This window comes from Martinezella sp. CNPSo 3795, from assembly GCF_057784475.1.
On the sequence record NZ_JBXSOQ010000013.1, the window covers coordinates 54,877 to 79,581 of the forward strand.

A 24,705-nucleotide genomic window follows, 5' to 3' on the forward strand; every position below is an offset into this window, starting at 1 on the left:
ATAACTCAAATATTCTAAAGTACTTTCAAAGAATTGAGCAGCAAACGATAATCCTTGTTTCCTCTAAATATGAAGAGAGAAGAGAAACGGATTATCAAGAAAGCAATTCTAGTGTCGTCCGCGTGTAAATCGCCGCGGACTTCCCATGACGCCAGATAATACCCCTCACGCCAATACAGGCCGCGCACGTCGCAGTGCCCGAAGCAGCTTGCGTGAATTCCTGCGTTCTCGGGACGGGACAGCAGCGATCGAATTTGCCCTGCTTGCGATCCCTTATTTTCTGATCGTCTTTGCGATCATCGAAACCTTCGTCGCCTTTACCGCGGAGCAAGTCGTCTCAAACGCCGTCGATACTCTGTCGCGCCAGATCCGGACGGGACAGATTACGGCAGCCAATACAACTTCGCAGCAGTTCCGACAGGCATTCTGCAATCAGATTTCCGTGCTCATTACCTGCTCCTCCACCGAAGTACAGACGCCGGCGAACCTCTATCTCGATGTGGAGAGCTATTCGAGCTTCGCATCCATGCCGACGACGATCCCCCGCAAGTCGTCGACCGATCCTTATTCCGATCTCAGCACCACCGGATTCACTTTTACACCCGGCGGCGCCAAGTCGCTGAACATGGTGCGCGCCTATTATCGCTGGCAGATCATAACGGATCTGCTGCGCCCCTATCTTACCAACGTACATCCAACCGACGGCTCGGCGTCGGTCTATCTCATCGTCGCAACCGCAGCCTTTCAGAACGAGAATTATCCGTGAGCGGCCTCAAGAGCATGATCGGGAAAGAAAGTACGCGCCTTGGCGTACTAAGACGCTTCGCTCGCGACAAAGATGGCGTCGGCGCGATCGAATTCGCCATTCTTTTTCCCGTATTGCTGATGCTTTATCTCGGTGCCTTCGAGCTTACCGTCGGCCTCAATGCCTCGAAACGTGCCAGCCGTTCTGCAGGTTCCATCGCGGACATCGTCTCGCAGCAGCCGTCTGTCACCAAGTCCGTGCTTGCGGGCATGCCTTCCGTTGCCGGCGCGATCTTCGCGCCCTATAGCACGACGGGCCTGACGCTGAAGATCACCGGCATTGCGATCGACACGGCCGGCAAGGCGACCGTCGCCTGGTCCTGGGCGCAGGACGGAACCAGACCGTACACACCAGGCTCCACGGTCACGGTGCCGGCCAACATGAACCAGGCGAGCACATTCCTCGTCCGTAGCGAGCTTGCCCTGCCCTATCAGCTCCTCAGCTTCGGTGCCAATTTCCTGCCAAGCGGCACAAACCAGATCACCATCAGCCGGCAATATTATTACCGGCAGCGCGTCGGCACTTCGATCAGCTGCAGCGATTGCTGAAAACGCCGAGGAAAGGCGCCTGACGGGTGCTTCCAAACGGAAAATTGCCAAGTCGATGCCTCCGTTATATGGGTGACGTCCAATAGCCCGGAAGACCTGCCGGGTGACGGCATTCTATCGGGTGATCTATGGCGCGCGCCTTTCTCTTCGTTCTGGATTCTTTCGGTGTAGGCGGCGGCCCGGATGCGGCAAGCTATGGTGACGAGGGCGCCGATACGCTTGGCCATATCGCCGAGTTCTGCGCCGCTGGCGCGGCCGATCGCGAGGGCCTGCGTCAGGGTCCGTTGACATTGCCGATCATGTCCGGTCTCGGCCTGCTGGAGATCGCCAAGGCGGCGACGGGCAATTATCCCGCCGGCATGCCTATGCCGGAAAAACTCTACGGCCTTTATGGCTGCGCCAATGAAGTTTCCCGCGGCAAGGATACACCATCGGGTCATTGGGAGATCGCCGGTACGCCCGTCATGTTCGACTGGGGTTACTTTCCGGCAGAGGGCGATGCCTTTCCGCCGGAGCTGGTGAAGGCCATCTGCGAAGCCGCCGATCTGCCAGGGATTCTCGGCAATTGCCATGCATCCGGCACGGATATCATCGCCAAGCTTGGCGAAGAGCACATCCGTAGCGGCAAGCCGATCTGCTACACCTCGTCGGACTCCGTCTTCCAGATTGCAGCACACGAACAGCATTTCGGGCTCGATCGGCTGATCGGCCTCTGCAAGATCGTGCGCACCCTGCTCGATTCTCACAATATCGGCCGCGTCATTGCCCGCCCCTTCGTCGGCGAGACAGCAGCGACCTTCGAGCGGACCGGAAACCGCCGCGATTTCTCTGTGCTGCCGCCTGAGCCGACGCTGCTCGATCGTCTCGTCAAGGCAGAGCGCACGGTGCATGCCGTCGGCAAGATCGGCGATATCTTCGCCCATCAGGGCATTTCCAGGGTCATCAAGGCCAATGGCAACATGGCGCTGATGGATGCGACATTGAAGGCCATGGATGAAGCTGAGGATGGCGATCTGGTCTTCACCAATTTCGTCGATTTCGACATGGTCTATGGTCACCGCCGCGACGTGCCGGGTTATGCCGCAGCACTCGAGGCATTCGACGCGCGGCTGCCTGAAGTGCACAAGAAGCTGAAGGCGGGCGATCTCGTCATCCTGACCGCCGATCATGGATGCGATCCGACCTGGCGCGGCACGGATCACACACGCGAGCGCGTGCCCGTCATGGCTTACGGGCCAGGTATTCGATCCCGTTCCATCGGCGTCCGTCAGACCTATGCCGATATCGGCGAAACGGTTGCGAAACATCTGGGAATTGCGGCAGGGCCGCACGGGAGGAGCTTCCTTTGACATCGCATTTGAAGAAAGTGGAACTGCATTGCCATCTGGAAGGCGCAGCTCCACCGGCATTGACGCTCGCACAAGCAGAGAAATACGGGGTAGACACCAGCGCCTTCCTCAAGGACGGTGTTTACCTTTGGAAGGATTTTGCCGAATTCCTCCTCTGCTACGACAAGGTTTCAGAAGTCTATCGCACCGAGGAAGACTATGCGCTGCTGACGGAGACCTATCTGGAAGAGCTGGCCGGCATTGGCACGATCTATAGCGAGCTCATCGTTTCGCCCGATCATGGCGATCGCATCGGCCTCGGCGCCGACGCCTATATGGCAGGCGTTTCCGCCGGCATCCGTGCCGCCAAGGCAAAGACCGGCATCGAGGCTCGGCTGATCGTAACCGGCGAACGCCACTTTGGGCCTGAGCGCGTCGTGAAGGCGGCGGAATATGCCGCCAAGAGCGACAATCCGCTGATAACAGGCTTCAACATGGCCGGCGAGGAGCGCATGGGCCGCGTCGCCGATTACGCCCGCGCCTTCGACATCGCCCGCGAGGCGGGACTTGGCATAACCATCCATGCCGGCGAGGTCTGCGGCGCATTCAGCGTCGCCGACGCGGTGGATCTGGTGCGCCCGCAGCGTATCGGCCATGGCGTGCGCGCCATTGAGGATATGGATCTCGTCAAGCGCCTTGGCGATCTTGGCACCGTGCTGGAAGTCTGCCCCGGCTCCAACATCGCGCTCAACGTCTTCCCGGACTTCCAATCGCACCCACTGCGCAGGCTGCGCGACGCCGGCGTGAAGGTGACGATCAGCTCCGACGACCCGCCCTTCTTCCACACCTCGCTGAAGCGCGAATACGAACTGGCGTCGTCAGCCTTCGGCTTTAGCGACGACGAGATCGATGCCATGACCCGCACGGCGATCGAGGCGGCGTTCGTAGACGAGGCGACGCGGGCGGCATTGCTCGCGAGATTAAAGTAACCAACGCTCAGGATTGAAATATGCACCATAGGGCGGTACATTAACTCATACTGGAACCAAGGATGATCGTAAGCTTTCGAGATGAGTGGCTGCGTGATTTTTTTGTCGAAGATGTACACTCGAAGAAAATACCGGCTGATCTGGATAGCCGGCTGTTTCGTAAGCTCCAGATGATCGATGATGCGGTGACGGACCAAGATCTAAGGATCCCTTCCAGCAATCATTTCGAGAAATTACGCGGCAATCTCGAGGGTTTTTGCTCCGTCCGTGTCAACAAAAAATGGCGGCTTGTCTTCCGATGGGATGGTAGTCGTGGCGAAGCGGCGGACATCTATCTGGACGACCATAGCTATCGGTAGGCAATCGCGATGTTGATGACAAAACGTAAGCCGGCAAGTGTCGGCGAAATATTGGTCGAAGAATTCATGGAGCCCATGGGTCTGACGCAAAGTGCGTTGGCCGAAGCCATGGGCGTCCAGCGCAAGCATGTGAATGAACTATGCAATAATCGCCGCGGCGTGACGGCTGCAACGGCGCTTATCCTTGCTCGTGTGTTCGGCAATAGCCCGGAATTCTGGCTGAACGTGCAACGGCGCAATGACCTGTGGGATGTCATGCACTCTCCGCACGAGCGCGAACGAATCGAGCGGGCCCGTCCGTTGTCTGCGGCATGAGTTTGGGGATGATATCGGGAGTTTTTCCCTATTTTCTTGCACCAGAGGCGATTTCCGTGGAAGAACCATCTCATATCACGGAATTACTGGAAGGCTGAAACCATGGACGGCGTCACTGTCATCGATCACCCGCTTGTGCAGCACAAGCTCACAATCATGCGCAAGAAGGACACGTCGACGGGAAGCTTCCGCCGGCTGCTGCGCGAGATTTCGACGCTGCTCTGTTACGAAGTGACGCGCGACCTCGAACTGACCATCGAGACCATCGAGACGCCGCTGCAGCCGATGGATGCGCCGATCCTCGAGGGCAAGAAGCTGGTCTTCGCCTCGATCCTGCGCGCCGGAAACGGCCTGCTCGAGGGCATGCTCGACCTGGTGCCTTCAGCCCGCGTCTCGCACATCGGCGTCTACCGCGATCACGAAACGCTGCAGCCGGTCGAATATTACTTCAAGGCGCCCGAGGATATCTCAGAGCGCTTGATCATCGTCGTCGATCCGATGCTGGCAACAGGCAACTCCTCGATTGCCGCGATCGAGAAGCTGAAGGAGCGCGGTGCCCACAATATCCGCTTCCTGTGCCTGCTGGCGGCTCCCGAAGGCATCGCCAATTTCCGCAAGGCACATCCGGATGTGCCGGTCTTCACCGCCGCCATCGACAGCCATCTCAACGAGAAGGGCTATATCGTGCCCGGTCTCGGCGATGCCGGCGACCGTATGTACGGCACGAAGTAAATCCGCTCTAATACTTTTTAGGAAGCCCGGCAGTTATTCAACTGTCGGGCTTTTTATTGATTGCATTAGCGTCCTTTCAGCACATTTGGCCTATAGATGGCATGGCCCACAGGAGGGGCCTTGCCGATGCTCGTTCGTGTTCTTGCCTTTGCCGGTGTCATCGCCGTTGCGGCGACCCAGGTGCCGATGCTGGTAAGCAGCTATAGCGAACATGCCGCGAAACCCGCACCGGTCGAAGCGGTTTCGCTTGCTCCACCGAAGGCGGAAGCTCCCGTTTCCTATGGCAGCGTTCAGCTGCGCGCCAATGCGGGCGGTCACTATGAAGGCGATTTCACCATCAACGGCCGCGCCGTGCACGGGATGATCGATACCGGCGCGACCTATGTGGCAATGAACGAGAGCACGGCGCGCAGCCTCGGCTTCAGCGGCGTCGATCTCGACTATCGCTACACGGCCCAGACCGCGAATGGCGCTTCCAAAGTCGCCTACATCAAACTCGATCGTCTGGAAATCGGGACGATCCGCGTTCGCAATGTCGATGCCGTGGTGGCGAAGGACAGTGCGCTCGGTACGACGCTGATCGGTATGAGCTTCATGAAGAAGCTGAACTCTTTCGGGGTTCAGAACGGCAATTTGGTGCTGAAGCAGTAAGACAATCCACCTCATGGGCGCCGCTTACGCCTATCTGGCTGCGTCCGTCAGATCCTGCCGAGGATGACGGGCGACAAAGCCGGCGCCGCCTCCATAAGGCGATAGTTGGCCGAAAGATCGGCCACTGCCTTCTCCGCGCTTGCCTCGTCCGCCGCGTGTACGGTGGCGATGCGGTCACCTTTGCTCACCTTCGTGCCGAGCGGCAGGATGTCGCTAAAGCCGACGCGATGATCGATCCTGTCCTGCGGACGACGGCGACCGCCGCCGAGATCGATGACGCTCATGCCGATCCCGCGCGCATCGCAGGCGCCAAGCCAGCCATCGGCCACGGCGAGAACCGGCTTTTGAATCGGCGCACTCGCCAAATAGCGATCCGGATGTTCCAGCAGATCTGCAGGGCCGCCAAGCGCGTGCACCATGCGGCCGAAGATTTCCGCCGCCTTGCCGGATGCCAAAGCCTCGCGCGCCCTGCCCTCCGCTTCGCCAACGTTCGCGGCAATGCCGGCCTGAACGAGCATTTCGGATGCAAAGGCAAGGACGACCGTTTCGAGCCGCGTGCCCGCCTTGTTGCCCTTCAGGAAATCCAGGCAATTCTGAAGCTCGACCACGTTGCCGGCCGCATCGGCCAAAGGCTGGTTCATGTCGGTGATCAGAGCCGAAGTCTTGACCCCGCCGCCGTTCGCCACCTCCACCAGAGAGCGCGCCAGCGTCTCGGCCTCTTCTAGCGAAGTCATGAAGGCGCCGCTGCCGATCTTGACGTCGAGCACCAGCGTTTCCAGCCCGGCCGCCAGTTTCTTCGACAGAATGGACGCTGTAATCAACGGTACGGAATCGACGGTCGCGGTCACATCGCGCACCGCATAGAGTTTGCCGTCAGCGGGAGCCAGCGCGCCGGTCTGGCCGATGATGGCGCAGCCGACTTCTTCGACGACCTTGCGGAAACGGGCCGCATCCGGCGTGATCCCGTAACCGGGGATGGATTCCAGCTTGTCGAGCGTGCCGCCAGTATGCCCGAGACCACGGCCGGAAATCATCGGCACGGCGAGGCCGCAGGCGGCCGCAATGGGCGCCAGCATCAGTGAGACGTTGTCGCCGACACCACCGGTCGAGTGCTTGTCCGCGATCGGCCTGCCGATGCCGTCCCAGGAGAGTGTATCGCCGGAGCGGGCCATGGCCAGCGTCAGCGCCACCGTCTCCTCGCGCGTCATGCCGCGAAACCAGACGGCCATGGCAAAGGCGCCGATCTGGCTTTCCGCCAGTTCGCCACGCCCCAATGCGCCGATAAACGCATCGATATCGGCGGCCGAGAGGGTGGCGCCGTTACGCTTCCGGCGGATGATCTCCTGCGGGATCATGGATCAGTAGCCTGACGATGCCGTCTTGGACTCGCCGCCGGCCAGCACGTTCAGAATATCGTCGAGCAGGCTCGATGCACCGAAGCGGAAGGTCGACGGCATGGCCCAATCTGGTGCCATGATGGTCTCGGCAAGGCTCAGATAAAGCGCCGCATCGGAAACGGAACCGATGCCGCCGGCAGGCTTGAAGCCGACCTTGCGACCGCTGGCGCGGATGGCCCGCAGCATGATGTCGGCAGCCTCGAGCGTCGCGTTGACAGCAACCTTGCCGGTGGACGTCTTGATGAAATCGGAGCCGGCGTCGATCGCAAGTTCCGACGCGCGCCGGATCAGCGCGGTATCCTTGATTTCGCCGGTTTCGAGGATGGTCTTCAAAAGCACCGGGCCTTTGCATTCTGCCCGCACGGCGGCGACCATATCGGTAACGGCCTGTTCATTGCCGGCCAGGAAGGCGCGATAGGGAATGACCAGATCGATTTCGTCGGCGCCATCGGCAATCGCTTCGCGCGCTTCGGCGGCCACATCGGCCACCTCCATATCGCCGCTGGGGAAATTCACCACGGTCGCGATCTTCACGGCATGATCGGTGCCGAGAATGCCGCGCGCCTGCGCGACGAAGCGCGGCCAGATGCAGATGGCGGCCGTATTGCCATAGGGCGATTGCGCGCGGGCGCACAGCGCTTCGATCTGCGCCGGCGTGCAATCATCCTTCAGATTGGTCAGGTCGAGAAGGGAAAGCGCAACGGCTGCCGTTTCTCTCAGGGAATGGCCCGTCATTCTGGGTCTCCTTCATCCGCGATCATTTCTTTCAGGATGGCGGCAAGGCGTGCGCCGCCGACCGGAGCCATGTCTTTCGTCTCTTCATGCGAGAGTTCTCCGCCGGTCATGCCAGCACCATAGTTAGTGATGACGGAGGCAGCGGCAACCCTTAGACCGAAAAGACGCGCCAAGATGACTTCCGGCACCGTCGACATGCCGACGGCATCGGCGCCAAGGATGCGCGCCATGCGGATCTCTGCCGGCGTTTCGAAGCTCGGGCCGGAAAACCACATATAGACGCCGTGCGAAAGCTTGATCTCGGCCTTTTCCGCCGCCTTGCGCATGCGCATGATGAGGTCGGTATCATAGGCGCTCGTCATCCCGACGAAGCGCCTGTCGCTCTCCTCGCCGATCAGCGGGTTCATGCCGGAATAGTTGATGTGATCGGTGATCTGCATCACCGATCCCGGCGGCATCTCTTCCCGCAGCGATCCGGCCGAGTTCGTCAGGATCAGCGTGTCGACGCCAAGCGCCTTCAGGGTTTCGATCGGCTCGCGCATGGCATTGGCGTCGCCTTTTTCGTAATAATGCACACGACCCGAGAGCATGATGACCGGGACATCGCCGAGCTTGCCTGCGACCAGCGTGCCGGCATGGCCTGAAACGGCGCTGACCGGGAAGCCGGGCAGGTCGGCATAGGGGATGCGCAACGCGTCCTTGACCTCATCCACGAGAGAGCCGAGGCCGGAGCCCAGGATGATGCCATAGCGCGGCTTCAATTCGCCGAGCTTCTCGGTGAGGATATCGACGGCCGCGCTCATCCGAGCACCTCCGTTTCGAAGCTGAAGGGCAGCATCTCATCCATGGTCATGGTCTTCCTCACGCCGGTTTCGTCGCAAAGATAGATGCGGGTCTCCTTGCTGGCAAATTCGGCGATCTTCTGCCGGCAGCCGCCGCAAGGCGGGCAGAGCGGCAGTTTCTCGGCGATGACGGCAATCTCGACGATCTTCTTGGCGCCGCCCATGATCATCTGGCCGATCGCTGTCGGTTCGGCGCACCAGCCCTGAGGGAAGGAGAGGTTTTCGATATTGGCGCCAGTATAGATCTTGCCGTCCTCGGCGCGGATCGCCGCGCCGACCGGGAATTTCGAATAGGGAGCATGCGCGAAAGCCATCGCGCCACGCGCGGCCTCGAACAGATCATGTGACATGGGTTTAGCGCTCCTTGGTATAGGGCACGCCACCGGCCTTCGGAGGCTTGGCGACGCCGATAAAGCCTGCAAGCAGGATGCAGGTGAGGATATAGGGCAGCGCCTGGAAAATCTGTACCGGCACCTCGCCAATGCCCGGAACTGCCTTGCCCTGCATGAAATTGGCGAAGGCATCGAGAAAGCCGAACAGGAGACAGGTAAACATGACCGGCACCGGTTTCCATTTTGCGAAGATCAGTGCGGCGAGAGCGATATAGCCCTTGCCCGCCGACATGTTGTTGATGAAGGCGGCCGACTGGGCGATGGCAAGATAGGTGCCGGAGAAGCCGCAGAGAATGCCGGCAACGATGAGCGAGCGATAGCGCAGCCATTCGACCGAGATGCCGGCGGTATCGACCGCGCCCGGATTTTCACCGACCGCACGCAGCCGCAGACCAAAGCGGGTGCGATAGAGGATCCACCAGGAGATCGGCACCGTGAGGAAGGCGAGATAGGTCAGGATATTGTTGCCCGAGATGACATTCGCATAGAGCGGCCCGATGAACGGAACGTCACGAAGGGCATCGGCGCCCGGCAGGGTGATGCCGGAAAAGCGGGCGGTAGCAGGCAAAGTCGGCGTCCGGCCACCCTGACCGAACCAGGCCTGGCCGAGAACGATGGTCAAGCCGGCCATCAGGAAGTTGATCGCGACGCCCGAAACGATCTGGTTGCCGCGATTGGTAATCGAGGCGAAGCCGTGCAGCAGACCGACGAGGACGGAGACGAGAACACCGGCGCCAAGACCGGCCCATGGCGAGCCGCTGATCGAGGCGACGCAGGCCGCAGCGAAGGCCGAAGCCAGCATCTTGCCTTCAAGCCCGATATCGAAGATGCCGGCACGCTCGGAAAACAGGCCTGCCAGCGCTGTGAAAATCAACGGAATCGACAGGCGGATGGTCGAGCCCAATATGCTGATGAGAAGATCATAATAATCCATCGTCCGATCCTCACGTCCTGGCGAATGTCTGGTAGATGCGCACAAGCGCAGGTCGGAACATATATTCGAGCGCACCGGCAAACAGGATGACGAGACCCTGGATCACCACGATCATGTCGCGTGTGATGTTCGGCATGTCGAAAGAGAGCGCATCGCCACCCTGATAGAGAATGCCGAACAGGATCGCCGCCACGATGATGCCCAGTGGATGATTGCGCCCCATCAGCGACACGGCAATGCCAACGAAGCCTGCACCGAGCACGAACTCCACCTGCAGACGCGCGGAAGCGCCCATGACGGGATTAAGCGCCATCATGCCGGCAAGGCCGCCGGAAAGCAGCATGGCGATGATGACCGTGCGGGCATAGGGAATGCCGGCATAGACCGCAGCGGTGGGGCTGAGGCCGAGCGTGCGCATTTCATAGCCGAGCTTGGTGCGCCAGATGAGCACCCAGACGAGGAAGCACATGACGAGCGCGATCAGAAAGGAGACGTTGAGCGGCGCAGCACCGATGGTCGAGCCGAACAGATCCATTAACCAGCCAAGTTTCGGCAGCTGGCCGCCCTCCAGAAAGGTGCGGGTCTCGGGAGCCATCTTGCCGGGCACAATCAGCACATGCACCAGCAGGAAGTTCATCATCGCCGAAGCGATGAAGTTGAACATGATCGTCGTGATGACGACGTGGCTGCCGCGCTTGGCCTGAAGCCAGGCCGGGATGAAGGCCCAAAGCGCACCGAAAATCGCCGCGCCGATGACAGCAAAGGGCATGGTCACGTACCAAGGCACGTAGCGGTCAAGTGTCAGCGCCACAAGGGCACAGCCGAGACCGCCGAGATAGGCCTGACCTTCCGAGCCGATATTGAACAGGCCGGCATGGATGGCGACGGCGACCGAAAGGCCGGTGAAGATGAAGCTCGTCGCATAATACAGCGTGAAGCCGATGCCTTCGCCGCTGCCGAGAGCACCTTGCAGCAGCAGCACGAGCGCATCGAGCGGGCTCTCGCCGATGAACCAGACGACGAGGCCGGAGATCAGGAAGGCAACAATCAGGTTGAGAAGGGGGATCAGGCCGTAGGTGATCCAGTTCGGGAGCGGAACGGAAGCCGTGCTCATATACGCCTCACGCGGCAATGCCGGCCATCATCAGGCCGAGTGTTTGTTCACCGGCCTCAGCCGACTTTTCACCGACGATGTGGCCGGCGAACATGACGAGGATACGGTCCGAAAGCGCACGGATCTCATCCAGCTCCACCGACACCAGCAGGATCGCCTTGCCGGCGTCGCGCATCTCGATGATGCGGCGATGGATGAATTCGATGGCACCGATATCGACGCCGCGCGTCGGCTGACCGATCAGCAGCGCCTTCGGGTCGCGCTCGATCTCGCGGGCAACGACGATCTTCTGCTGGTTGCCGCCGGAGAAATTGGCGGTCTTCAGCCGCGCATTTGGCGGGCGGATATCGTATTTCTCGATCTTCTCGATCGCATCCTTGCGCATGGCATCGAGATCGAGCATGCCGCCGCGCCCGTATTTGCGGTCGCGGTGATAGCCGAGCATGGAATTCTCATATTCCTCGAACTTGAGGACGAGGCCCATGTGATGGCGGTCTTCGGGAATATGGGCAAGGCCAAGGTCACGGAGTGCTGCGGGATCGGCGTTGCCGATCGGCTTGCCGTGCAGAAGGATTTCGCCCGAAGCCGGCTTGCGGATTCCGGCGATGGCCTCCAGCAGTTCGGACTGGCCGTTGCCGGCGACGCCGGCGATGCCGACGATCTCGCCGGCGCGGACATCGAAGGAGACATTGTCGACCATGGTGACGCCACGGCCGTCCTTAACGGTGAGATTGCGCACCGAGAGCAGGATTTCGCCCGGATTGGGAGCGCCCTTCTCCACACGCAACAGCACGCGGCGTCCGACCATCAACTCGGCCAATTCCTCGACGGTGGTTTCTGCCGTCTTGCGGGTGGCAACCATTTCGCCGCGGCGCATGACCGATACCGTATCGGTGATCGCCATGATTTCGCGCAGCTTATGGGTGATGAGGATGATCGTCTTGCCCTGGTCGCGTAGCACGCGAAGGATGCGGAAGAGATTGTCGGCTTCGGCCGGCGTCAGAACGCCGGTAGGTTCGTCGAGAATGAGGATCTCGGCGCCGCGATACATCGCCTTCAGGATCTCGACGCGCTGCTGCTGGCCGACGGGAAGTTCCTCGATCAAGGCGTCCGGATCGACTTCCAGGCCGTAATCCTTCTCCAGCCGGTTGAGCTCGGCGCGCGCGGCCGCAACGCCCTTGGCGAGAAGTGCGCCGCCTTCGGCGCCCAGCATGACGTTTTCGAGGACGGTAAAATTGTCGACCAGCATGAAATGCTGGTGCACCATACCGATACCGGCTGCGATCGCCGTCTGGCTGTCGCGGATGGCGATCGGGTTGCCGTTGATGCGGATCTCGCCGCTATCAGCATGATAGAAGCCGTAGATGATCGACATCAGAGTCGATTTCCCGGCACCGTTTTCGCCGATGATCCCGTGGATCGAGCCCTTGGCGACGGTCAGGTTGATATCTTTATTGGCGTGGACAGCACCGAACTTCTTGTCGATGCCCACGAGCTCGATGGCGGAGATTTGGTTCACTATAGGGGCTCCAGAAACCGGTTTCCGGATAAGAAAAGGGCGTATGACGTTTTTGCTCCGTCATACGCCCTTATTTCATATCAGTTTTTCGGGCAGGCGTTGTCGGTCAGATAGTCGTGGACCTTGATGGTGCCAGCGACGATATCGGTCCGCGCCTTGTCGACCGCAGTCTGCATTTCCGGAGTGACGAGCGGCTTGTTGTTGTCGTCCATGGCAACGGTGACGCCGTCTTCCTTCAGGCCGAGTTCCTGGGTGCCGGCCGTGAACTTGCCGTTCTTGGCATCGCTAAAGGCATTGTAGACTGCGAGGTCGACGCGCTTGACGACGGAGGTCAGAACGGAACCCGGATGCAGGTAGTTCTGGTTGGAGTCAACGCCGATCGAGAGCTTCTTGTTGTCGGCGGCCGTCTGCAGCACGCCGAGGCCAGTGGCACCGGCAGCCGCGTAAACAACATCGGCGCCCTGGTCGATCTGGTTCTTGGTGAGCTCGCCGCCGCGAACCGGATCGTTCCAGGCGGCACCGGTCGTGCCGGTCATGTTCTGGAAGACTTCGATCTTCGGATTGGTGGCGCGTGCGCCAAGCTCGTAACCGCATTCGAACTTACGGATCAGCGGAATGTCCATGCCGCCGACGAAGCCGACCTTGCCGGTCTTCGAAGCCATGGCGGCCATGACACCGGCGAGATAGGAGCCTTCGTTTTCCTTGAACTTGACCGAGCGGACGTTCGGCAGATCGAGGCTATCGTCGATCAGAACGAATTCGGTCTTCGGATATTCGGCAGCAACCTTCTGCAGCGCGGAGGTCCAGGCGAAAGAAACAGCGATAACCGGATTGAAACCCTTGCTGGCGAAGTTGCGCAGTGCCTGTTCGCCCTGGGTGTCGCCCGTCGGCTCGAAGTCGCGGTAAGCGATGCCGGTTTCCTTCTTGAACTTTTCAGCGCCGTTATAGGCAGCTTCGTTGAAGGACTTGTCGAACTTGCCGCCGGTTCCGTAGACGATTGCCGGCTTGATATCGGCCGCAAGCGCCGTTGCCGACATGGCAGCCAGGGCGAAAAGGGTCAAAAGGGATTTTTTCATGTGGTGCAGCCCTATTGTTTCTATCTTGTTGGGTCCTCCCGCAAGCCCGTTGATCGGGCAAGTCTGCGGAACTGCCGGCCTCCCCCGAGGCCAAGCTGGCGCGCATCCTTGCATGGCTGCACGAAAAATTCACGAGAAATTTTTCAGTTGGTAAAGATTTGTGGGAATTGGTGAAAACCCATCCAAACGACCCGTTTTTTAAACAATTTCGGGCCAAAACTGCAATTTTATTGGTCAGAACAGCTGCCGCTCAGCTCTCCGCAACCGCCAGTTCTGCAGCTCGCCGCATTGCGATGGAGCCGCCGCCAATTCCTTCCGACGCCATTCAATTCCCTGAATGGCACAGACCGAAAGTCACGCGCCGAACCCCTCACGCGCTGAAGCGGCCGGCTGCAGGCTGGCGCTTGTAGGCGACCATCCACAGCAACAGGGAAATCACCAGGAAGACGGCGAAGGCCGGCTGAAACAGCAGCCATTGCATCGCCATGTCATAGAAACGGGGATGAACATAATAGGCAATCATCGAGCGGAGGCTTGCGAGCGACGACGGGCTGACATCGTTCCACGCATCGCCCATCGGGGTCATGACCACGGCGGAAGCCGCAACGGACTGAATGGAATCGATGGTGCCGGCGATCACAGCCACCACCAGCGCGACAAGGCTGGCAAAACGCAACAGGAAACGCATAAACTCCTCCCGATACTCACTATGTTCAGCCTTCGCGGGCCGACCGGTCTTATGCCGCCTCATCTATTTCATTAGATAAGTTGCGTGCAAAATAAGCGCAATGGGGAGGAGATGCAGAGTTTTGCGCCAACAAGTCAAAAATCTGTCAGATTCGGGTTGATTGCCAGGAATTCATCGGTATATATCGCGGCCGTTCCGACGATTTGCTTCCTGACCGGGTGCGAAACGCCAAAGGACAGGTGGCCGAGTGGTTTAAGGCGCACGCCTGGAACGCGTGTGTACGTGAAAGCGTACCGAGGGTTCGAATCCCTCCCTGTCCGCCATTAGCCGCACTAGAGCTACATCAATCGTCATCATTCCCGTACTCGGACGGTCCGGACGTCCCATCCCGCCATGGCGACATCCGCCACTGCTTCCAGCTCGGTGCGGCTTGCGCCGTCGCGAGCCAGGATCGACATGCCGTTCTGAATGGTCTGGACGAAGCGGGCGAGTGCATGGAGGTCGGTTGAGGCTGGGATTTCGCCCTCAGCCACCGCTTGGTCGAGGCGGGTCAATAGCCGTTCGAGCGTGACGGCGCGCGCGGAACGGACCAACTCGCCCAACTCCACGTGACCTTCGCTGCCGACCGACGAGAGCGTCACCATGCAACCGCGGGGGATATCCGCGACACAGCCGGTCAGCGCCGCGGCTGAATCCATGAGGAAGGACCGGACGGCATCGCGCGCGGTTGTAGCCGAGTGAAACCCGGCCCAAACGTATCCCTCATTGGTCTCGACATAGTGGCGCAGCGCCTCGGCATAAAGCGCTTCCTTCGACTGGAAGGCGGCGTAGAGGCTGGGCGCACCGATACCCATTGCGTGCGTCAAATCGGCGATAGAGGTCGCTTCGAAACCCTTGGTCCAGAACAGGCAGGTTGCCCGCTCCAGCGCTGCGGCCCGATCGAACGCGCGCGGCCGCCCACGCGCAGGCGTAGTGGTAGGGGTGACATCGAACTTCAAGTCAGAATTTTGCATCGATCACTACATAAACTTATTGACCCTTCACCGCAATAACTTTAACAATTCTATATCGAACACTACAGAAAGGTTATGACAATGATGGAACTATCGGGAAAGCGCGCGCTCGTGACGGGTGGGTCACGTGGCATTGGCGCTGCGATCGCAACCGCCCTCGCGGAAAAGGGCGCGGATGTGGCAGTCACCTATGAGAGGTCCGCCGATCGTGCCGCTGAGGTCGTTCGGGCGATCGAGGGTAAGGGACGCAAGGCTGTTGCCATCCAAGCGGACAGCGCTGATCCGGCGGCGGTCAAGCGCTCTGTCAATGAGGCGGCCGAGGCGCTTGGTGGCCTCAACATTCTCGTCAACAATGCCGCCATCGCGCTTTACGCGTCGACTGCCGAAATCAGCGTGGAGATGATCGATGCGATGCTCGACGTCAACGTGCGTGGACCTGTGCTCGCAGCGCAGGCCGCCATTCCGCACCTCACCGCAGGCGGACGCATTGTCACTATTGGTTCTGCCGGCGCCGAGCGCATCGTCGGACATCCCGGCACGTTCTACTTTATGACCAAATCTGCTCTACACTCGTTCACGCGCGGCCTCGCCCAGGAACTCGGACCACGCGATGTCACGGTCAATCTGGTCCAGCCAGGGTCGACCGACACAGACATGAACCCCGCCAATGGCGAGTTTTCCGACTTTCAGCGCAGTCTGAGCCCGCTTGGCCGCTATGGCTCACCGGAAGACATCGCCGCCGCAGTGACTTTTCTGGCAAGTCCCTCGGCGAGACACATCACCGGTGCGATCCTGACGGTAGACGGCGGACAGACGACTTGAGAAACTTGATCGGGCGAGCCGCCCGTTCAATTCGCCTATGGTAGCGTTATAGTCCGGCCAAATCCCGAGAAACATACGAATAGAAAGGAAACGGTCGGAAGCCTTCTGTGATTTCAGCAGGTTCCGGCCAAATTTGAGGTGTCATTTTGTAGGGCTATAGCGTAAACGGAGTTCTCCGATTCATTGCTCTCCGCGCGCCATTAGGTTCTGGAGCTCATAAGCTCTGAGCCACAATCTGGTTGATGCGATGAGGACGGCGGCCAGGAAGTTTCTGGCGAGTTTGTCGAAGCGGGGTTGCGATGCGGCGAGGTCGCTGCCAGTGCTTCGAAGATGCGCAGTCGAACACCGGCTTTCGCCCATCGGTTATAGCGGTTGTGGACGGTTGTGTATGGTCCATACCGGTTCGGCAGCAGCGGTTCGATGACCCGCCACTCTATCTCGCTAAGATCATATCGTCCCATCCAAAGCTCCTTCTCAGAGAGTTGAATCACCTCGGGATAGTTCTGGCAATCTTTATGAGTTCACAACTAGGCGCTGATTGCCCTCTATGGCGCGATTTCGCTGTCGATCACCGCATCGCTACGGGCAGTGCTGACAATGGCGATTCCATGCTACGGTCCGATATATCTTGGAGATTGGCAATGACTGCAACCGACCTCATTTCGGACGTTGGCGACAGTGCGACTAATACCGAAGAGCCGACTTTGACCGTGTTCATCGCGGTTCTTCCGGTATTTCTCAGGGATTAGGCAATACTGACGACAAGTGTTTGGCCGGATCAGAGCGACAGCCGGACCTGCAGATCGTCAAGGAGCCATCGGCCGGCCGGGCCAGGTTCATGGTCCGCCATGCGGGCGGCGTAGATGGTCAGGGCGTCTGCCGGGTCGCGGGCATCTTCGGCCAGCTCGAGCCGAACCAGATCGCCGGCTGCGAGATGATCGGCAATCAGATGCTCCGGCATCCGGCACCAGCCGAAGCCGGCCAGCAGGAAATCCAGTCTGCGGCCGAGGTCGACAAAGCGCCAACGCGTGGCGCTGGCCAGGCCGTAATTGTTCGCTTCTCGATCGACCGGATCGGACAGGACGAGCTGGATATGGCGCTCCAGGTCGTCGCGGGTTGCCGGACGGCCAAGCGCTGCCAATGGGTGTTCGGCGCTGACCACGGGCGTCAGCGCCACGCGCAGCAGCGGCGAAGCCACGACGTACTCGGGCACCACCGGCAGCAGCAGACAGAAGGCCAGTGCGACGTCGCCGCTGCGCAAACGACGCAGCGCCCCGCCCAGGCCCTCGGTCGAGAAGCTGACGGGAAGATGCGGATAGGCCTGGTGCAGCGCGCGCAGGCTTTCGATGAGCGGGGTGGTGGGCACCAGCGGATCTATGGCCAGGGCAAGCTCGGGCTCGACTCCGCCTCGCGCCCCGGTCGCGACGGCTTCGAAGCGTGCCGCGCTCGAAAGCACCAGCCGGGCCTGATCGACCAGAACCCGGCCCGTTTCAGTCAGGCGGGGGCGATGGGAGCTGCGGTCAAAGAGCTGGACGCCCTGGGCGGCTTCCAATGTCGCCACCGACTGGCTGATTGCCGATTGCGCGCGACGCAATTGCCGCCCGGCCGCCGAAAAGCTGCCGGCATCAGCAATGGTCACCAGGATACGCAACTGGTCGAGGCTGAGACTGCCGATCATGATCCATCACGTTGGCCGATAGAGATGATCGATTTATTATCGCTCCCGCCGCTGGATGGAAAGCCCTATTTATCCTCCGTATCGTTCACGGCTGTTCAGCCCAAACCTTGAGGACGCCATGCCCAACCTTCTTGTTGTCGAAACCAGCGCGCGCGGCGAGGCTTCGATTTCCCGTCAGCTGACCAAACGCCTTGTCGCCAATTGGCTTACGGTGCACCCGGATGGCGCAGTCGTGCGGCGCGACCTGGCCGTGGATGCGCTGCCGCACGTGACCATGCCGTGGTTATCGGCCTATTTCACGCCACCGCATGCCCATACCGCGGACATGGCCGAGCAACTGCGTCTCTCGGACGCGTTGGTTGCCGAATTGCTGGCAGCTGACGAGCTTGTCATCGCCACGCCGGTCTACAACTACAATATCCCGGCCAGCCTCAAAGCCTGGATCGATCACATCGTGCGCAAGGGCGTAACGCTTGGCTTCGACGGCAAGGGACTGCTGATCGGCAAGAAAGCCACCGTAGTGCTGGCGTCCGGCGGCATCTATGGCGAGGCCTCGCCCATCCACCACCTCAATTTTGCCCCGCGATACCTCAAGGCCATTCTCAACGTCCTCGGCATCACCGACGTGAGGATTATCCATGGCGAAGGCGCCAAGGCCGTGGATATGGGTGAAGCAACGATGGACACGTTCATCGACGCCGTCATTCCGAAGCTCAATAGCGCTGCGGCGGCCTGATTGATCGGGAGTATGCGGCCCCTCGGCGGAGTCCGCTTGCTTCCACCGAGTTCAGGCGTACCGCAAGATCGCTGCTGCCCGTCGTCGCATCTTGCCTTCGGATCACTGTTCATGCCGAGAAGCAGAACGTGGTCACGCTCGTCCGGTTTGGCGGTCTTGCCTTGCAATAGCTGACCGCCCGTGCCTTACTTTTGGAGCACTATAGCGTAGACGTAGTTCTCCGTTTCATCATTCGCGATCCGCCATTTTCATCCACTCTCCGCATGTCTTTCATTGGTATGGCAATGGCGAAGCTTACATTATGTCTAAATTCTCGCTGGCTCGCCTGTCAGTTCGCTGTTATTTCATCGTTGGCAAACCGCAATAACATTTCGATGCACAACGTACCAGCATCCATCGCCTTTTGAGAACGCTCCATAAGGTAATAGTCGAACGCCATCATCGGTGTAGTTGTCGTCCCTCGCGCCGCTATCATTTCAGCTGCTTGCACTACACGGAGCAACTCCGAAATATCGAGCAGATGAGGGAACCCGCCAGTCGCGCCCATGAAATCTCGCATGAACCCGATACCGTAGGCTGCACGGTCGTCTACAAGTTCCAAATCAGGAATTAGGACAATGGCATGCGCAGGCTGCTCCCGTTCAATTGACAGCGTACTGCCCTTCAAGTTTGTCACTGGAACGCTAGATTTAAGCGCCCGTATGGCCCCGCGCAATTGAGCGAACGCTTTGTCAATATGGGCAGAGACGTCACGCTTTAGCTTCGCCCTGTCCGGCAATTTTTGGCGCGCCAAAACCGAAAGCGTCTTAGATTCAATTAATATGGCACCGAATTCGTGGCTCAACAGCATATCGGTTAGTTCACGCGTTCCGCTACCTTTTGGAATTTGTGGGCTGTGATGAACTCCCGAAGGTTGAAGACTGTCAGTCAGCCAAATGCCCAACTGCTCTTGCTGTTTGCCTTCGTCGGCATCGAATAAATCAATTAGACTGGACGACGCGCCTGCTGTGATGAAGTGATTATGGACGACTTTCCAATCAAGTCTTCCGCCGACCTCCAACACCAACCATGCATCATCATCTTCACTATGATGATGAAGACGATCAAGTAGGGAGAATGCCACAATCTCGATGGCCGAGTGATCAACCGGGCCGAGCGCGACACTGTCTACCCATATAGGTAAGAGGTCTAATATGCCAAGCGTGGGTAAGTCGTTCCATGCAACGTTCACGGCAAGTTCGTTAAATAAGAACGCCACCAAAGGCTCGCCACGCGCCAACCCGCGAATGCCGTTCAACTCTTCTTCACGCTCCACCACCGACCAGAGAATACCGCCGGTGTCGCCGTCGTCATACACCCTCAACGCGCATAGTAGGCGACCGTCGCACATAGTGAAGGCAAGCTGCATCCGCGCGCCAAGCACGATGTATTTCAATAGGATTGTATTGGCCTTAATAAGAAGAGTTGGTTCAAACCCGTCACGGCCACGGGCATAATCAAAGCGGATTAGCTGCGGAACAGCCAAAAACTCAGAACGGTTTTGGGGCGATAGCATGTGCATCGGCCCATCATGCCTAGTCCCGGCAAAAAGCCAACGGTAAAATCAATTGCCCCTTTAAACATTGCCGCCGGTCCGCTCCGCTTCGCCGAACCATCGCAACGCCGCCTCGGCAGCAGCATCCATGTCAGGCTCTGCCTCGCAGACCCAAGCGACGACACCGTCCGGACGGACGAGCAAGGCGCTCAAGCCAAGCCGATCCCTGGCGTCGCTGGCGACATAGGTAATCCGGTCGCTCCAGCGGCTTGCAAGCGCTTCAAGGGAAGCACGGGCATCGAAATCCAGAAGCAGACCCTTGCCCGTCCCGAGGAGATTGCCGAGCTTTGTCCCATCGGCGAGCTCAAAATCGGGAGCGCTGCGGCCGATGAGCGGATGGCTCCCGCCAAGTTCATAGCGGAGAGAAACGCCCCAGACGCGCTCGGCGAAATAGGTGGCGCCGTCGCGCGTCTCGATCAGATCGCGGATAATGGCTTCGAGGGCACGCGAGCTCGGGCTTGGCCGCATGAGTGCGACTTGCGCGCGTGACCAATCAAGCACCTGCGCACCAATAGGATGCCGTTCGCTGGAATAGGTATCAAGCAATCCGTCAGGCGCGTCACCATGGATGGTGGCGGCAAGCTTCCATGCCAGGTTCATCGCATCGCCAAGTCCAAGGTTGAGCCCTTGGCCGCCCAAGGGGGAATGGATGTGCGCGGCGTCGCCGGCAAGCAAAATGCGCCCTCTGCGATAGCTGGTCGCCTGATAGGCGCGGTCCGTCCATGTGGTGGCAAGCTTGAGCGCTGTTAGAGTGACGTCGGTGACGGAGATGCGCCGCAGCACTGCCTGCACATGGTCGAGCGTGATCGGCTGGGTCCGGTGGAAAGCGCCGCCATCGAAGTCGACCATCGTGATCGTCCCGGGAGGCGCATAGGTGTACATGCCTGTCGCGGTGTAATGGCGGCCGGGACGAAGCTTGTCCGAGTCCACCATCTCAATTTCGGCGGAATAGCCGGTGAATTCGGGATCGGTGCCGACGAACTCGAAGCCGCCGGCCTTGCGGACAGTGCTGCGGCCGCCGTCACAGCCAACGAGCCAGCGCCCGCGAAAGGTCTCGTCTCCGGCGCGAACGACAACAGCTTCATCCGACTGCTCGAAGCTCTCGACACCGAAGCCGCGCCTGATCTCGACGCCCATGGCCTCCGCACGCGCCGCAAGGACAGCTACGAAGCTTTCCATCTCGACCATCAAGCTGGTGCCGGCCGGGCTTGGCAGACGATAGAGCCACTTGGACGTGTCGATATTGTCGTAAAAGAACTGGATGCCGGCAAAATGGCCGCCTGGGCGGCGCGACTGGTGCATCCAGTGTGCGGCCGATGAAGCGCGATCGCCCGAGCCGTCTTTGGCAGGTTTGGGCGCAGCAACATCGTCCAGCAGGCCGCGACGATAGAAGGCTTCGATGGTGGGCGAGGAAAGGCCACGCATGCCGAAGGGAAGGCGCTTCAAGGGCGAATGCGGGTCCTCGGCCTGCTCCAGCACCAATACGAAGAGACCGGCGAGACGCAGCTCGCAGGCGAGAAACAAGCCGACGGGTCCGCCGCCGGCAATCAGAACATCATAAATCAAGGCAGAACTCCTCAGGCGAACAGCGCCGCAAGGGCGTCAGACATTCCGGCTTCGGCCCATCTCAGCCGGCGCGAGTCGCTGAAAAACGTCCACCCCATTCGGGTGGCGACGTTTCCAGTCACGGGAACAGTCATAAAACCTGTGCCAATTTCACCGATTTCGTGATTGCAATGCAATTTTTACACTTGGTATAAATTTACTTATGGTATAAATATCGTCATGTCAAACCAAATCAAACTCCGGGATCGTAAGAAGGAGATGACGCGTCAAGCGATCTCCAACGTCGCGACACGCCTGTTTGTCGAACATGGCTTCGACAAAGTTTCCGTCGCCGATATCGCCGACGAAGCTGATGTCGCTAGGAAGACGGTGTTCAACTACTTCCACCGCAAGGAGGATCTGGTCTTCGATCGCGAGGATGAGGTGCGGGAACTGGTGCGCAAGGCGATCGCCCATCGCGGCCGAGCGCCGCCGGTCCGCGCCTTTCAGGCGCTGATGCGGGACTTGGTGGGGACGCAGCATCCCCTGTTTAGGATCACGGAACGACCCATCCAGTTCTGGCGCATGGTGGCGGAGAGCCCGACGCTGACGGCATATGCACGCGGGCTGCAGGTGACGCTTGCTGACGATCTCTCGGGAATGCTCTCCGACGCGGCGGGCCGGCCGCGCTCCGATGCGGATGCACATCTTGCAGGCGCAATGCTGATGGCGACGCTGGTGACCGCCTATGGCGAGGCGCTGCGCGTCTTTCGGGAAAAAGGAGATCCTCAAGCCGCTCTGCTTGGCGTCATGGAGCGCGGCTTTGCCGGTGTCGACGCCGCTCTTGCCGGGACGCCGTATGTCTGACTTTGAAGCTTTCTGGATCGCAGCCTGAAAGACGAAACCCGGCCGAAGGGTCGGCCGGGTCTTCGAATACATGGTCCGTCGGACCATCGACCATCCCGCGGATCGTGGCCGATGGCGCCGGCATCACGCGGCGGAGACCTGCAGCTCTGCAAGATCCTGAAGCAGCGTCGGGCCGCTGGGTTCCCAACCCAGCTTCTGCCGGGTCTTGGCGCTGGAGGCCGGCATGTCGCGGCCGGCGAACATGGCGAGCCAGCCGAAATAATCCTGCGCCTCTTCCCTGGCGATGGATTTGACCGGGAGGTTCAGGCGCCGCCCGATCGTCTCGACGATATCGCGCATGGGCACGCCTTCCTCGGCGGCCGCGTGATATTTGGCATTCGGTTCGGCGCGCTCGACGACGAGGCGGTAAAGACGGCCGACATCGGAAAAATGCGCCGCCGGCCAGCGGCTGAGCCCGTCTCCCACATAGGCGCAGACACCCTTTTCCCGGAATATCTGGATCAAGGGCGTAATAAGGCCCTGGCTGACCGGATCATGCACCTGGGGCAGCCGGACGACCGAGACATTGACCCCGATCTCGCTTGCCAGGATTCCCGCTTCTTCGGAGGCTGCCCGCGGATGCATGTCGGAACCGGCAATCGGGTTATCCTCTCTGGCCGGCTCGCCCGGCACCGTGTTGGCGATCGGCGTGCCCGACGTAATGACCAGCGGGCGGGCGGAACCGGCAAGTGCCGAGGCCAGCGTTGCGATGACCCGGCGGTCATCCTCGCAATTCTGGACGAATCTCGTGAAGTCATGGTTGAAGGCGAGGTGGATAACGCCGTCGGATTGCGAGGCGCCGCTTTTCAGGATTTCCGCATCCTCGATCGTGCCGTGAAGAACTTCGGCGCCGGCAGCAGCGAGCGCGACCGCCTTTTCCTTCGAACGCGAAAGGCCGAGCACCTGATGGCCCGCACCGATCAATTCCCTGACGACATGCGATCCGACATTTCCGGTCGCACCGGTAACGAATATACGCATATGCATTGTCTCCTTATTTCGTCGGAGACAAATCTGTGCCTATCGTTTATTCTGGTAAAGTAGTGACCTTATCATAGTAAAGACACTAACAGGATGACCGATCTCATCGAAACCGAAAACGTGCTCGGGACCTATCTGAGGGACCGCCGCGCAAAACTCGACCCATCCGCCCTGGGATTTGCCGGCGAACGGCGGCGCACGCCCGGACTTCGGCGCGAGGAAGTGGCGCAGCGCGCCAATATCAGCCCGACCTGGTACACATGGCTGGAACAGGGCCGCGGCGGCGCGCCTTCCGCCGACGTGCTGGACCGGATAGCCCGCGCGCTGATGCTGACGGAAGTGGAGCGCGAGCACCTGTTCCTGCTTGGCCTTGGGCGTCCGCCAGAAGCGCGTTACCGCAAAAATGATGGCGTTACGCCGCGGCTGCAGCGCGTGCTCGATGCGCTGGAGCCGAGCCCCGCCATTATCCGGACCGCCACCTGGGACGTCATCGCCTGGAACCGGGCAGCACCCGTGATGCTGATCGATTACGGATCGCTGCCACCGGAAGAACGCAACATTTTGCGCTATATCTTTCTCGATCCGCGTGCGCGCGCCGTGCAATATGATTGGGAAAGCGTCGCCCGTTTCGCGCTGGGCGCATTCCGTGTCGATGCGGCGCGCGCAGGCGCATCGAGTGAAATCGAGCCTTTCGTGGCGGAACTTTGCCGCATCAGCCCGGAATTCAGGGCCATGTGGCGCGAAAACGACGTTCCTGGCACCCATACCGAAGCCGTCAAACATATACGCCATCCCATCCTCGGCCCACTGGCATTCGAGTATTCGGCCTTTTCGGTCGACGGCCGGACGGATCTCAGCATGATCGTCTACAATCCGGCAACGCCTGACGATGCCGAGCGGATCAGATCGCTGCTGCCCCGACCATAAGGATATGCTTGGCGCAACCAACCGTCACTCGCTCATCTTTCGATTGACGGCGGCGAGGAAGGCGTCCTAAATTCCCGTC

At 59.9% G+C, this 24,705-nt stretch carries 26 protein-coding genes, 1 tRNA gene and 1 pseudogene; 13 read left to right on the forward strand and 15 right to left on the reverse strand.

The features are described 5' to 3' along the window. The first annotated feature begins 145 nt into the window (after window positions 1-145). The 8 genes from AC13QY_RS27195 (at window position 146) to AC13QY_RS27230 (ending at window position 5,727) form a co-directional block, all read left to right on the forward strand. Entirely contained in the window at window positions 146-766 is a 621-nt protein-coding gene (locus AC13QY_RS27195; RefSeq protein WP_113351453.1) for a TadE/TadG family type IV pilus assembly protein, read from the forward strand. 14 nt (window positions 767-780) lie between these two features. Beyond that, window positions 781-1,353, forward strand: a complete 573-nt coding sequence (locus tag AC13QY_RS27200; protein ID WP_113395924.1) for a TadE/TadG family type IV pilus assembly protein — start codon at window positions 781-783, stop codon at window positions 1,351-1,353. 128 nt (window positions 1,354-1,481) lie between these two features. Continuing rightward, window positions 1,482-2,702 (forward strand): phosphopentomutase, encoded by a 1,221-nt coding sequence (locus AC13QY_RS27205; RefSeq protein ID WP_113391021.1) that lies wholly within the window; start codon window positions 1,482-1,484, stop codon window positions 2,700-2,702. Beyond that, window positions 2,699-3,670, forward strand: coding sequence for an adenosine deaminase (locus AC13QY_RS27210; RefSeq protein ID WP_183812503.1), 972 nt, complete (start codon window positions 2,699-2,701; stop codon window positions 3,668-3,670). Before AC13QY_RS27205 ends, AC13QY_RS27210 begins: the two co-directional genes overlap by 4 nt. A gap of 62 nt (window positions 3,671-3,732) precedes the next feature. After that, window positions 3,733-4,029: a type II toxin-antitoxin system RelE/ParE family toxin gene (locus AC13QY_RS27215; RefSeq protein WP_113330629.1), complete on the forward strand. Its 297-nt coding sequence runs from the start codon at window positions 3,733-3,735 to the stop codon at window positions 4,027-4,029. A 9-nt stretch (window positions 4,030-4,038) separates the two neighbouring features. Further along, the gene (locus AC13QY_RS27220; RefSeq protein WP_113330628.1) at window positions 4,039-4,344 is read left to right on the forward strand and encodes a HigA family addiction module antitoxin; all 306 of its coding nucleotides are present in this window, start codon (window positions 4,039-4,041) and stop codon (window positions 4,342-4,344) included. Window positions 4,345-4,446: 102 nt separating this feature from the next. Beyond that, window positions 4,447-5,076, forward strand: a complete 630-nt coding sequence (gene upp / locus AC13QY_RS27225) for a uracil phosphoribosyltransferase (RefSeq protein WP_015338410.1) — start codon at window positions 4,447-4,449, stop codon at window positions 5,074-5,076. A 126-nt stretch (window positions 5,077-5,202) separates the two neighbouring features. Then, entirely contained in the window at window positions 5,203-5,727 is a 525-nt protein-coding gene (locus tag AC13QY_RS27230; protein ID WP_113351456.1) for a TIGR02281 family clan AA aspartic protease, read from the forward strand. 47 nt (window positions 5,728-5,774) lie between these two features. On the opposite strand, the gene deoA is transcribed toward AC13QY_RS27230, so the two are convergent. The 9 genes from deoA to AC13QY_RS27275 all read right to left on the reverse strand — a co-directional run bounded on the left by deoA (window position 5,775) and on the right by AC13QY_RS27275 (window position 14,424). Then, complete coding sequence (gene deoA / locus AC13QY_RS27235; protein ID WP_269245659.1) at window positions 5,775-7,082, reverse strand: thymidine phosphorylase; 1,308 nt, start codon at window positions 7,080-7,082, stop codon at window positions 5,775-5,777. Between the two features lie 3 nt (window positions 7,083-7,085). Then, window positions 7,086-7,859, reverse strand: coding sequence for a deoxyribose-phosphate aldolase (gene deoC / locus AC13QY_RS27240; RefSeq protein ID WP_488494286.1), 774 nt, complete (start codon window positions 7,857-7,859; stop codon window positions 7,086-7,088). Further along, a complete protein-coding gene (locus AC13QY_RS27245; RefSeq protein WP_488494287.1) occupies window positions 7,856-8,662 on the reverse strand; it encodes a purine-nucleoside phosphorylase in 807 nt (268 codons plus the stop codon). The genes deoC and AC13QY_RS27245 overlap by 4 nt, the downstream gene beginning before the upstream one ends. Continuing rightward, window positions 8,659-9,051, reverse strand: a complete 393-nt coding sequence (locus AC13QY_RS27250) for a cytidine deaminase (RefSeq protein ID WP_069610963.1) — start codon at window positions 9,049-9,051, stop codon at window positions 8,659-8,661. The genes AC13QY_RS27245 and AC13QY_RS27250 overlap by 4 nt, the downstream gene beginning before the upstream one ends. 4 nt (window positions 9,052-9,055) lie before the next feature. Then, complete coding sequence (locus tag AC13QY_RS27255) at window positions 9,056-10,027, reverse strand: ABC transporter permease (protein WP_113330647.1); 972 nt, start codon at window positions 10,025-10,027, stop codon at window positions 9,056-9,058. A 10-nt stretch (window positions 10,028-10,037) separates the two neighbouring features. Continuing rightward, window positions 10,038-11,141 (reverse strand): ABC transporter permease, encoded by a 1,104-nt coding sequence (locus AC13QY_RS27260; protein WP_113330623.1) that lies wholly within the window; start codon window positions 11,139-11,141, stop codon window positions 10,038-10,040. Between the two features lie 7 nt (window positions 11,142-11,148). Continuing rightward, window positions 11,149-12,660 (reverse strand): ABC transporter ATP-binding protein, encoded by a 1,512-nt coding sequence (locus AC13QY_RS27265; RefSeq protein WP_113391014.1) that lies wholly within the window; start codon window positions 12,658-12,660, stop codon window positions 11,149-11,151. 80 nt (window positions 12,661-12,740) lie between these two features. After that, entirely contained in the window at window positions 12,741-13,736 is a 996-nt protein-coding gene (locus AC13QY_RS27270; RefSeq protein WP_092714625.1) for a BMP family lipoprotein, read from the reverse strand. A gap of 370 nt (window positions 13,737-14,106) precedes the next feature. Continuing rightward, window positions 14,107-14,424: a hypothetical protein gene (locus AC13QY_RS27275; protein ID WP_069610959.1), complete on the reverse strand. Its 318-nt coding sequence runs from the start codon at window positions 14,422-14,424 to the stop codon at window positions 14,107-14,109. A 233-nt stretch (window positions 14,425-14,657) separates the two neighbouring features. Between AC13QY_RS27275 and AC13QY_RS27280 the strand changes: the two genes are divergently transcribed. Continuing rightward, a tRNA-Ser gene (locus AC13QY_RS27280) sits at window positions 14,658-14,747 on the forward strand. 30 nt (window positions 14,748-14,777) lie between these two features. On the opposite strand, the gene AC13QY_RS27285 is transcribed toward AC13QY_RS27280, so the two are convergent. Beyond that, entirely contained in the window at window positions 14,778-15,437 is a 660-nt protein-coding gene (locus tag AC13QY_RS27285) for a TetR/AcrR family transcriptional regulator (RefSeq protein ID WP_113330621.1), read from the reverse strand. Between the two features lie 81 nt (window positions 15,438-15,518). On the opposite strand from AC13QY_RS27285, the gene AC13QY_RS27290 reads away from it, so the two are divergent. Next, entirely contained in the window at window positions 15,519-16,259 is a 741-nt protein-coding gene (locus tag AC13QY_RS27290; RefSeq protein ID WP_113330620.1) for an SDR family oxidoreductase, read from the forward strand. 314 nt (window positions 16,260-16,573) lie between these two features. Here the strand turns inward: AC13QY_RS27290 and AC13QY_RS27295 are convergent. Together AC13QY_RS27295 and AC13QY_RS27300 are read right to left on the reverse strand one after the other, a co-directional pair. Continuing rightward, a pseudogene (locus AC13QY_RS27295) lies at window positions 16,574-16,720 on the reverse strand (IS5/IS1182 family transposase); the annotation flags it as partial. 317 nt (window positions 16,721-17,037) lie between these two features. Continuing rightward, on the reverse strand, window positions 17,038-17,937 hold the full coding sequence (locus AC13QY_RS27300; protein WP_488494288.1) for a LysR family transcriptional regulator: 900 nt from the start codon (window positions 17,935-17,937) through the stop codon (window positions 17,038-17,040). A 118-nt stretch (window positions 17,938-18,055) separates the two neighbouring features. Here AC13QY_RS27300 and AC13QY_RS27305 point away from each other — a divergent pair, with 118 nt between their 5' ends. Next, on the forward strand, window positions 18,056-18,673 hold the full coding sequence (locus AC13QY_RS27305) for an FMN-dependent NADH-azoreductase (RefSeq protein WP_113330617.1): 618 nt from the start codon (window positions 18,056-18,058) through the stop codon (window positions 18,671-18,673). 328 nt (window positions 18,674-19,001) lie between these two features. On the opposite strand, the gene AC13QY_RS27310 is transcribed toward AC13QY_RS27305, so the two are convergent. Together AC13QY_RS27310 and AC13QY_RS27315 are read right to left on the reverse strand one after the other, a co-directional pair. Then, window positions 19,002-20,234 (reverse strand): hypothetical protein, encoded by a 1,233-nt coding sequence (locus AC13QY_RS27310; RefSeq protein WP_488494289.1) that lies wholly within the window; start codon window positions 20,232-20,234, stop codon window positions 19,002-19,004. A 54-nt stretch (window positions 20,235-20,288) separates the two neighbouring features. Continuing rightward, the gene (locus AC13QY_RS27315; protein WP_488494290.1) at window positions 20,289-21,833 is read right to left on the reverse strand and encodes an FAD-dependent monooxygenase; all 1,545 of its coding nucleotides are present in this window, start codon (window positions 21,831-21,833) and stop codon (window positions 20,289-20,291) included. Window positions 21,834-22,091: 258 nt separating this feature from the next. Between AC13QY_RS27315 and AC13QY_RS27320 the strand changes: the two genes are divergently transcribed. Continuing rightward, window positions 22,092-22,679 (forward strand): TetR/AcrR family transcriptional regulator, encoded by a 588-nt coding sequence (locus tag AC13QY_RS27320; RefSeq protein ID WP_488494291.1) that lies wholly within the window; start codon window positions 22,092-22,094, stop codon window positions 22,677-22,679. Window positions 22,680-22,802: 123 nt separating this feature from the next. Here AC13QY_RS27320 and AC13QY_RS27325 read toward each other — a convergent pair whose 3' ends face one another. Then, window positions 22,803-23,699: an SDR family oxidoreductase gene (locus tag AC13QY_RS27325; RefSeq protein WP_269245665.1), complete on the reverse strand. Its 897-nt coding sequence runs from the start codon at window positions 23,697-23,699 to the stop codon at window positions 22,803-22,805. Window positions 23,700-23,792: 93 nt separating this feature from the next. Between AC13QY_RS27325 and AC13QY_RS27330 the strand changes: the two genes are divergently transcribed. Continuing rightward, a complete protein-coding gene (locus AC13QY_RS27330; protein WP_113391007.1) occupies window positions 23,793-24,626 on the forward strand; it encodes a helix-turn-helix transcriptional regulator in 834 nt (277 codons plus the stop codon). Window positions 24,627-24,705 lie beyond the last annotated feature (79 nt).

Bases quoted from the DNA above. Each gene is read 5' to 3' on its own strand.
- AC13QY_RS27195 (WP_113351453.1), top strand. From the start codon at position 146: ATGACGCCAGATAATACCCCTCACGCCAATACAGGCCGCGCACGTCGC.
- AC13QY_RS27200 (WP_113395924.1), top strand. From the start codon at position 781: ATGATCGGGAAAGAAAGTACGCGCCTTGGCGTACTAAGACGCTTCGCT.
- AC13QY_RS27205 (WP_113391021.1), top strand. From the start codon at position 1,482: ATGGCGCGCGCCTTTCTCTTCGTTCTGGATTCTTTCGGTGTAGGCGGC.
- AC13QY_RS27215 (WP_113330629.1), top strand. From the start codon at position 3,733: ATGATCGTAAGCTTTCGAGATGAGTGGCTGCGTGATTTTTTTGTCGAA.
- AC13QY_RS27220 (WP_113330628.1), top strand. From the start codon at position 4,039: ATGTTGATGACAAAACGTAAGCCGGCAAGTGTCGGCGAAATATTGGTC.
- upp (WP_015338410.1), top strand. From the start codon at position 4,447: ATGGACGGCGTCACTGTCATCGATCACCCGCTTGTGCAGCACAAGCTC.
- AC13QY_RS27230 (WP_113351456.1), top strand. From the start codon at position 5,203: ATGCTCGTTCGTGTTCTTGCCTTTGCCGGTGTCATCGCCGTTGCGGCG.
- deoA (WP_269245659.1), bottom strand. From the start codon at position 7,082: ATGATCCCGCAGGAGATCATCCGCCGGAAGCGTAACGGCGCCACCCTC.
- deoC (WP_488494286.1), bottom strand. From the start codon at position 7,859: ATGACGGGCCATTCCCTGAGAGAAACGGCAGCCGTTGCGCTTTCCCTT.
- AC13QY_RS27245 (WP_488494287.1), bottom strand. From the start codon at position 8,662: ATGAGCGCGGCCGTCGATATCCTCACCGAGAAGCTCGGCGAATTGAAG.
- AC13QY_RS27250 (WP_069610963.1), bottom strand. From the start codon at position 9,051: ATGTCACATGATCTGTTCGAGGCCGCGCGTGGCGCGATGGCTTTCGCG.
- AC13QY_RS27255 (WP_113330647.1), bottom strand. From the start codon at position 10,027: ATGGATTATTATGATCTTCTCATCAGCATATTGGGCTCGACCATCCGC.
- AC13QY_RS27260 (WP_113330623.1), bottom strand. From the start codon at position 11,141: ATGAGCACGGCTTCCGTTCCGCTCCCGAACTGGATCACCTACGGCCTG.
- AC13QY_RS27270 (WP_092714625.1), bottom strand. From the start codon at position 13,736: ATGAAAAAATCCCTTTTGACCCTTTTCGCCCTGGCTGCCATGTCGGCA.
- AC13QY_RS27275 (WP_069610959.1), bottom strand. From the start codon at position 14,424: ATGCGTTTCCTGTTGCGTTTTGCCAGCCTTGTCGCGCTGGTGGTGGCT.
- AC13QY_RS27285 (WP_113330621.1), bottom strand. From the start codon at position 15,437: ATGCAAAATTCTGACTTGAAGTTCGATGTCACCCCTACCACTACGCCT.
- AC13QY_RS27290 (WP_113330620.1), top strand. From the start codon at position 15,519: ATGATGGAACTATCGGGAAAGCGCGCGCTCGTGACGGGTGGGTCACGT.
- AC13QY_RS27300 (WP_488494288.1), bottom strand. From the start codon at position 17,937: ATGATCGGCAGTCTCAGCCTCGACCAGTTGCGTATCCTGGTGACCATT.
- AC13QY_RS27305 (WP_113330617.1), top strand. From the start codon at position 18,056: ATGCCCAACCTTCTTGTTGTCGAAACCAGCGCGCGCGGCGAGGCTTCG.
- AC13QY_RS27310 (WP_488494289.1), bottom strand. From the start codon at position 20,234: ATGCACATGCTATCGCCCCAAAACCGTTCTGAGTTTTTGGCTGTTCCG.
- AC13QY_RS27320 (WP_488494291.1), top strand. From the start codon at position 22,092: ATGACGCGTCAAGCGATCTCCAACGTCGCGACACGCCTGTTTGTCGAA.
- AC13QY_RS27325 (WP_269245665.1), bottom strand. From the start codon at position 23,699: ATGCGTATATTCGTTACCGGTGCGACCGGAAATGTCGGATCGCATGTC.
- AC13QY_RS27330 (WP_113391007.1), top strand. From the start codon at position 23,793: ATGACCGATCTCATCGAAACCGAAAACGTGCTCGGGACCTATCTGAGG.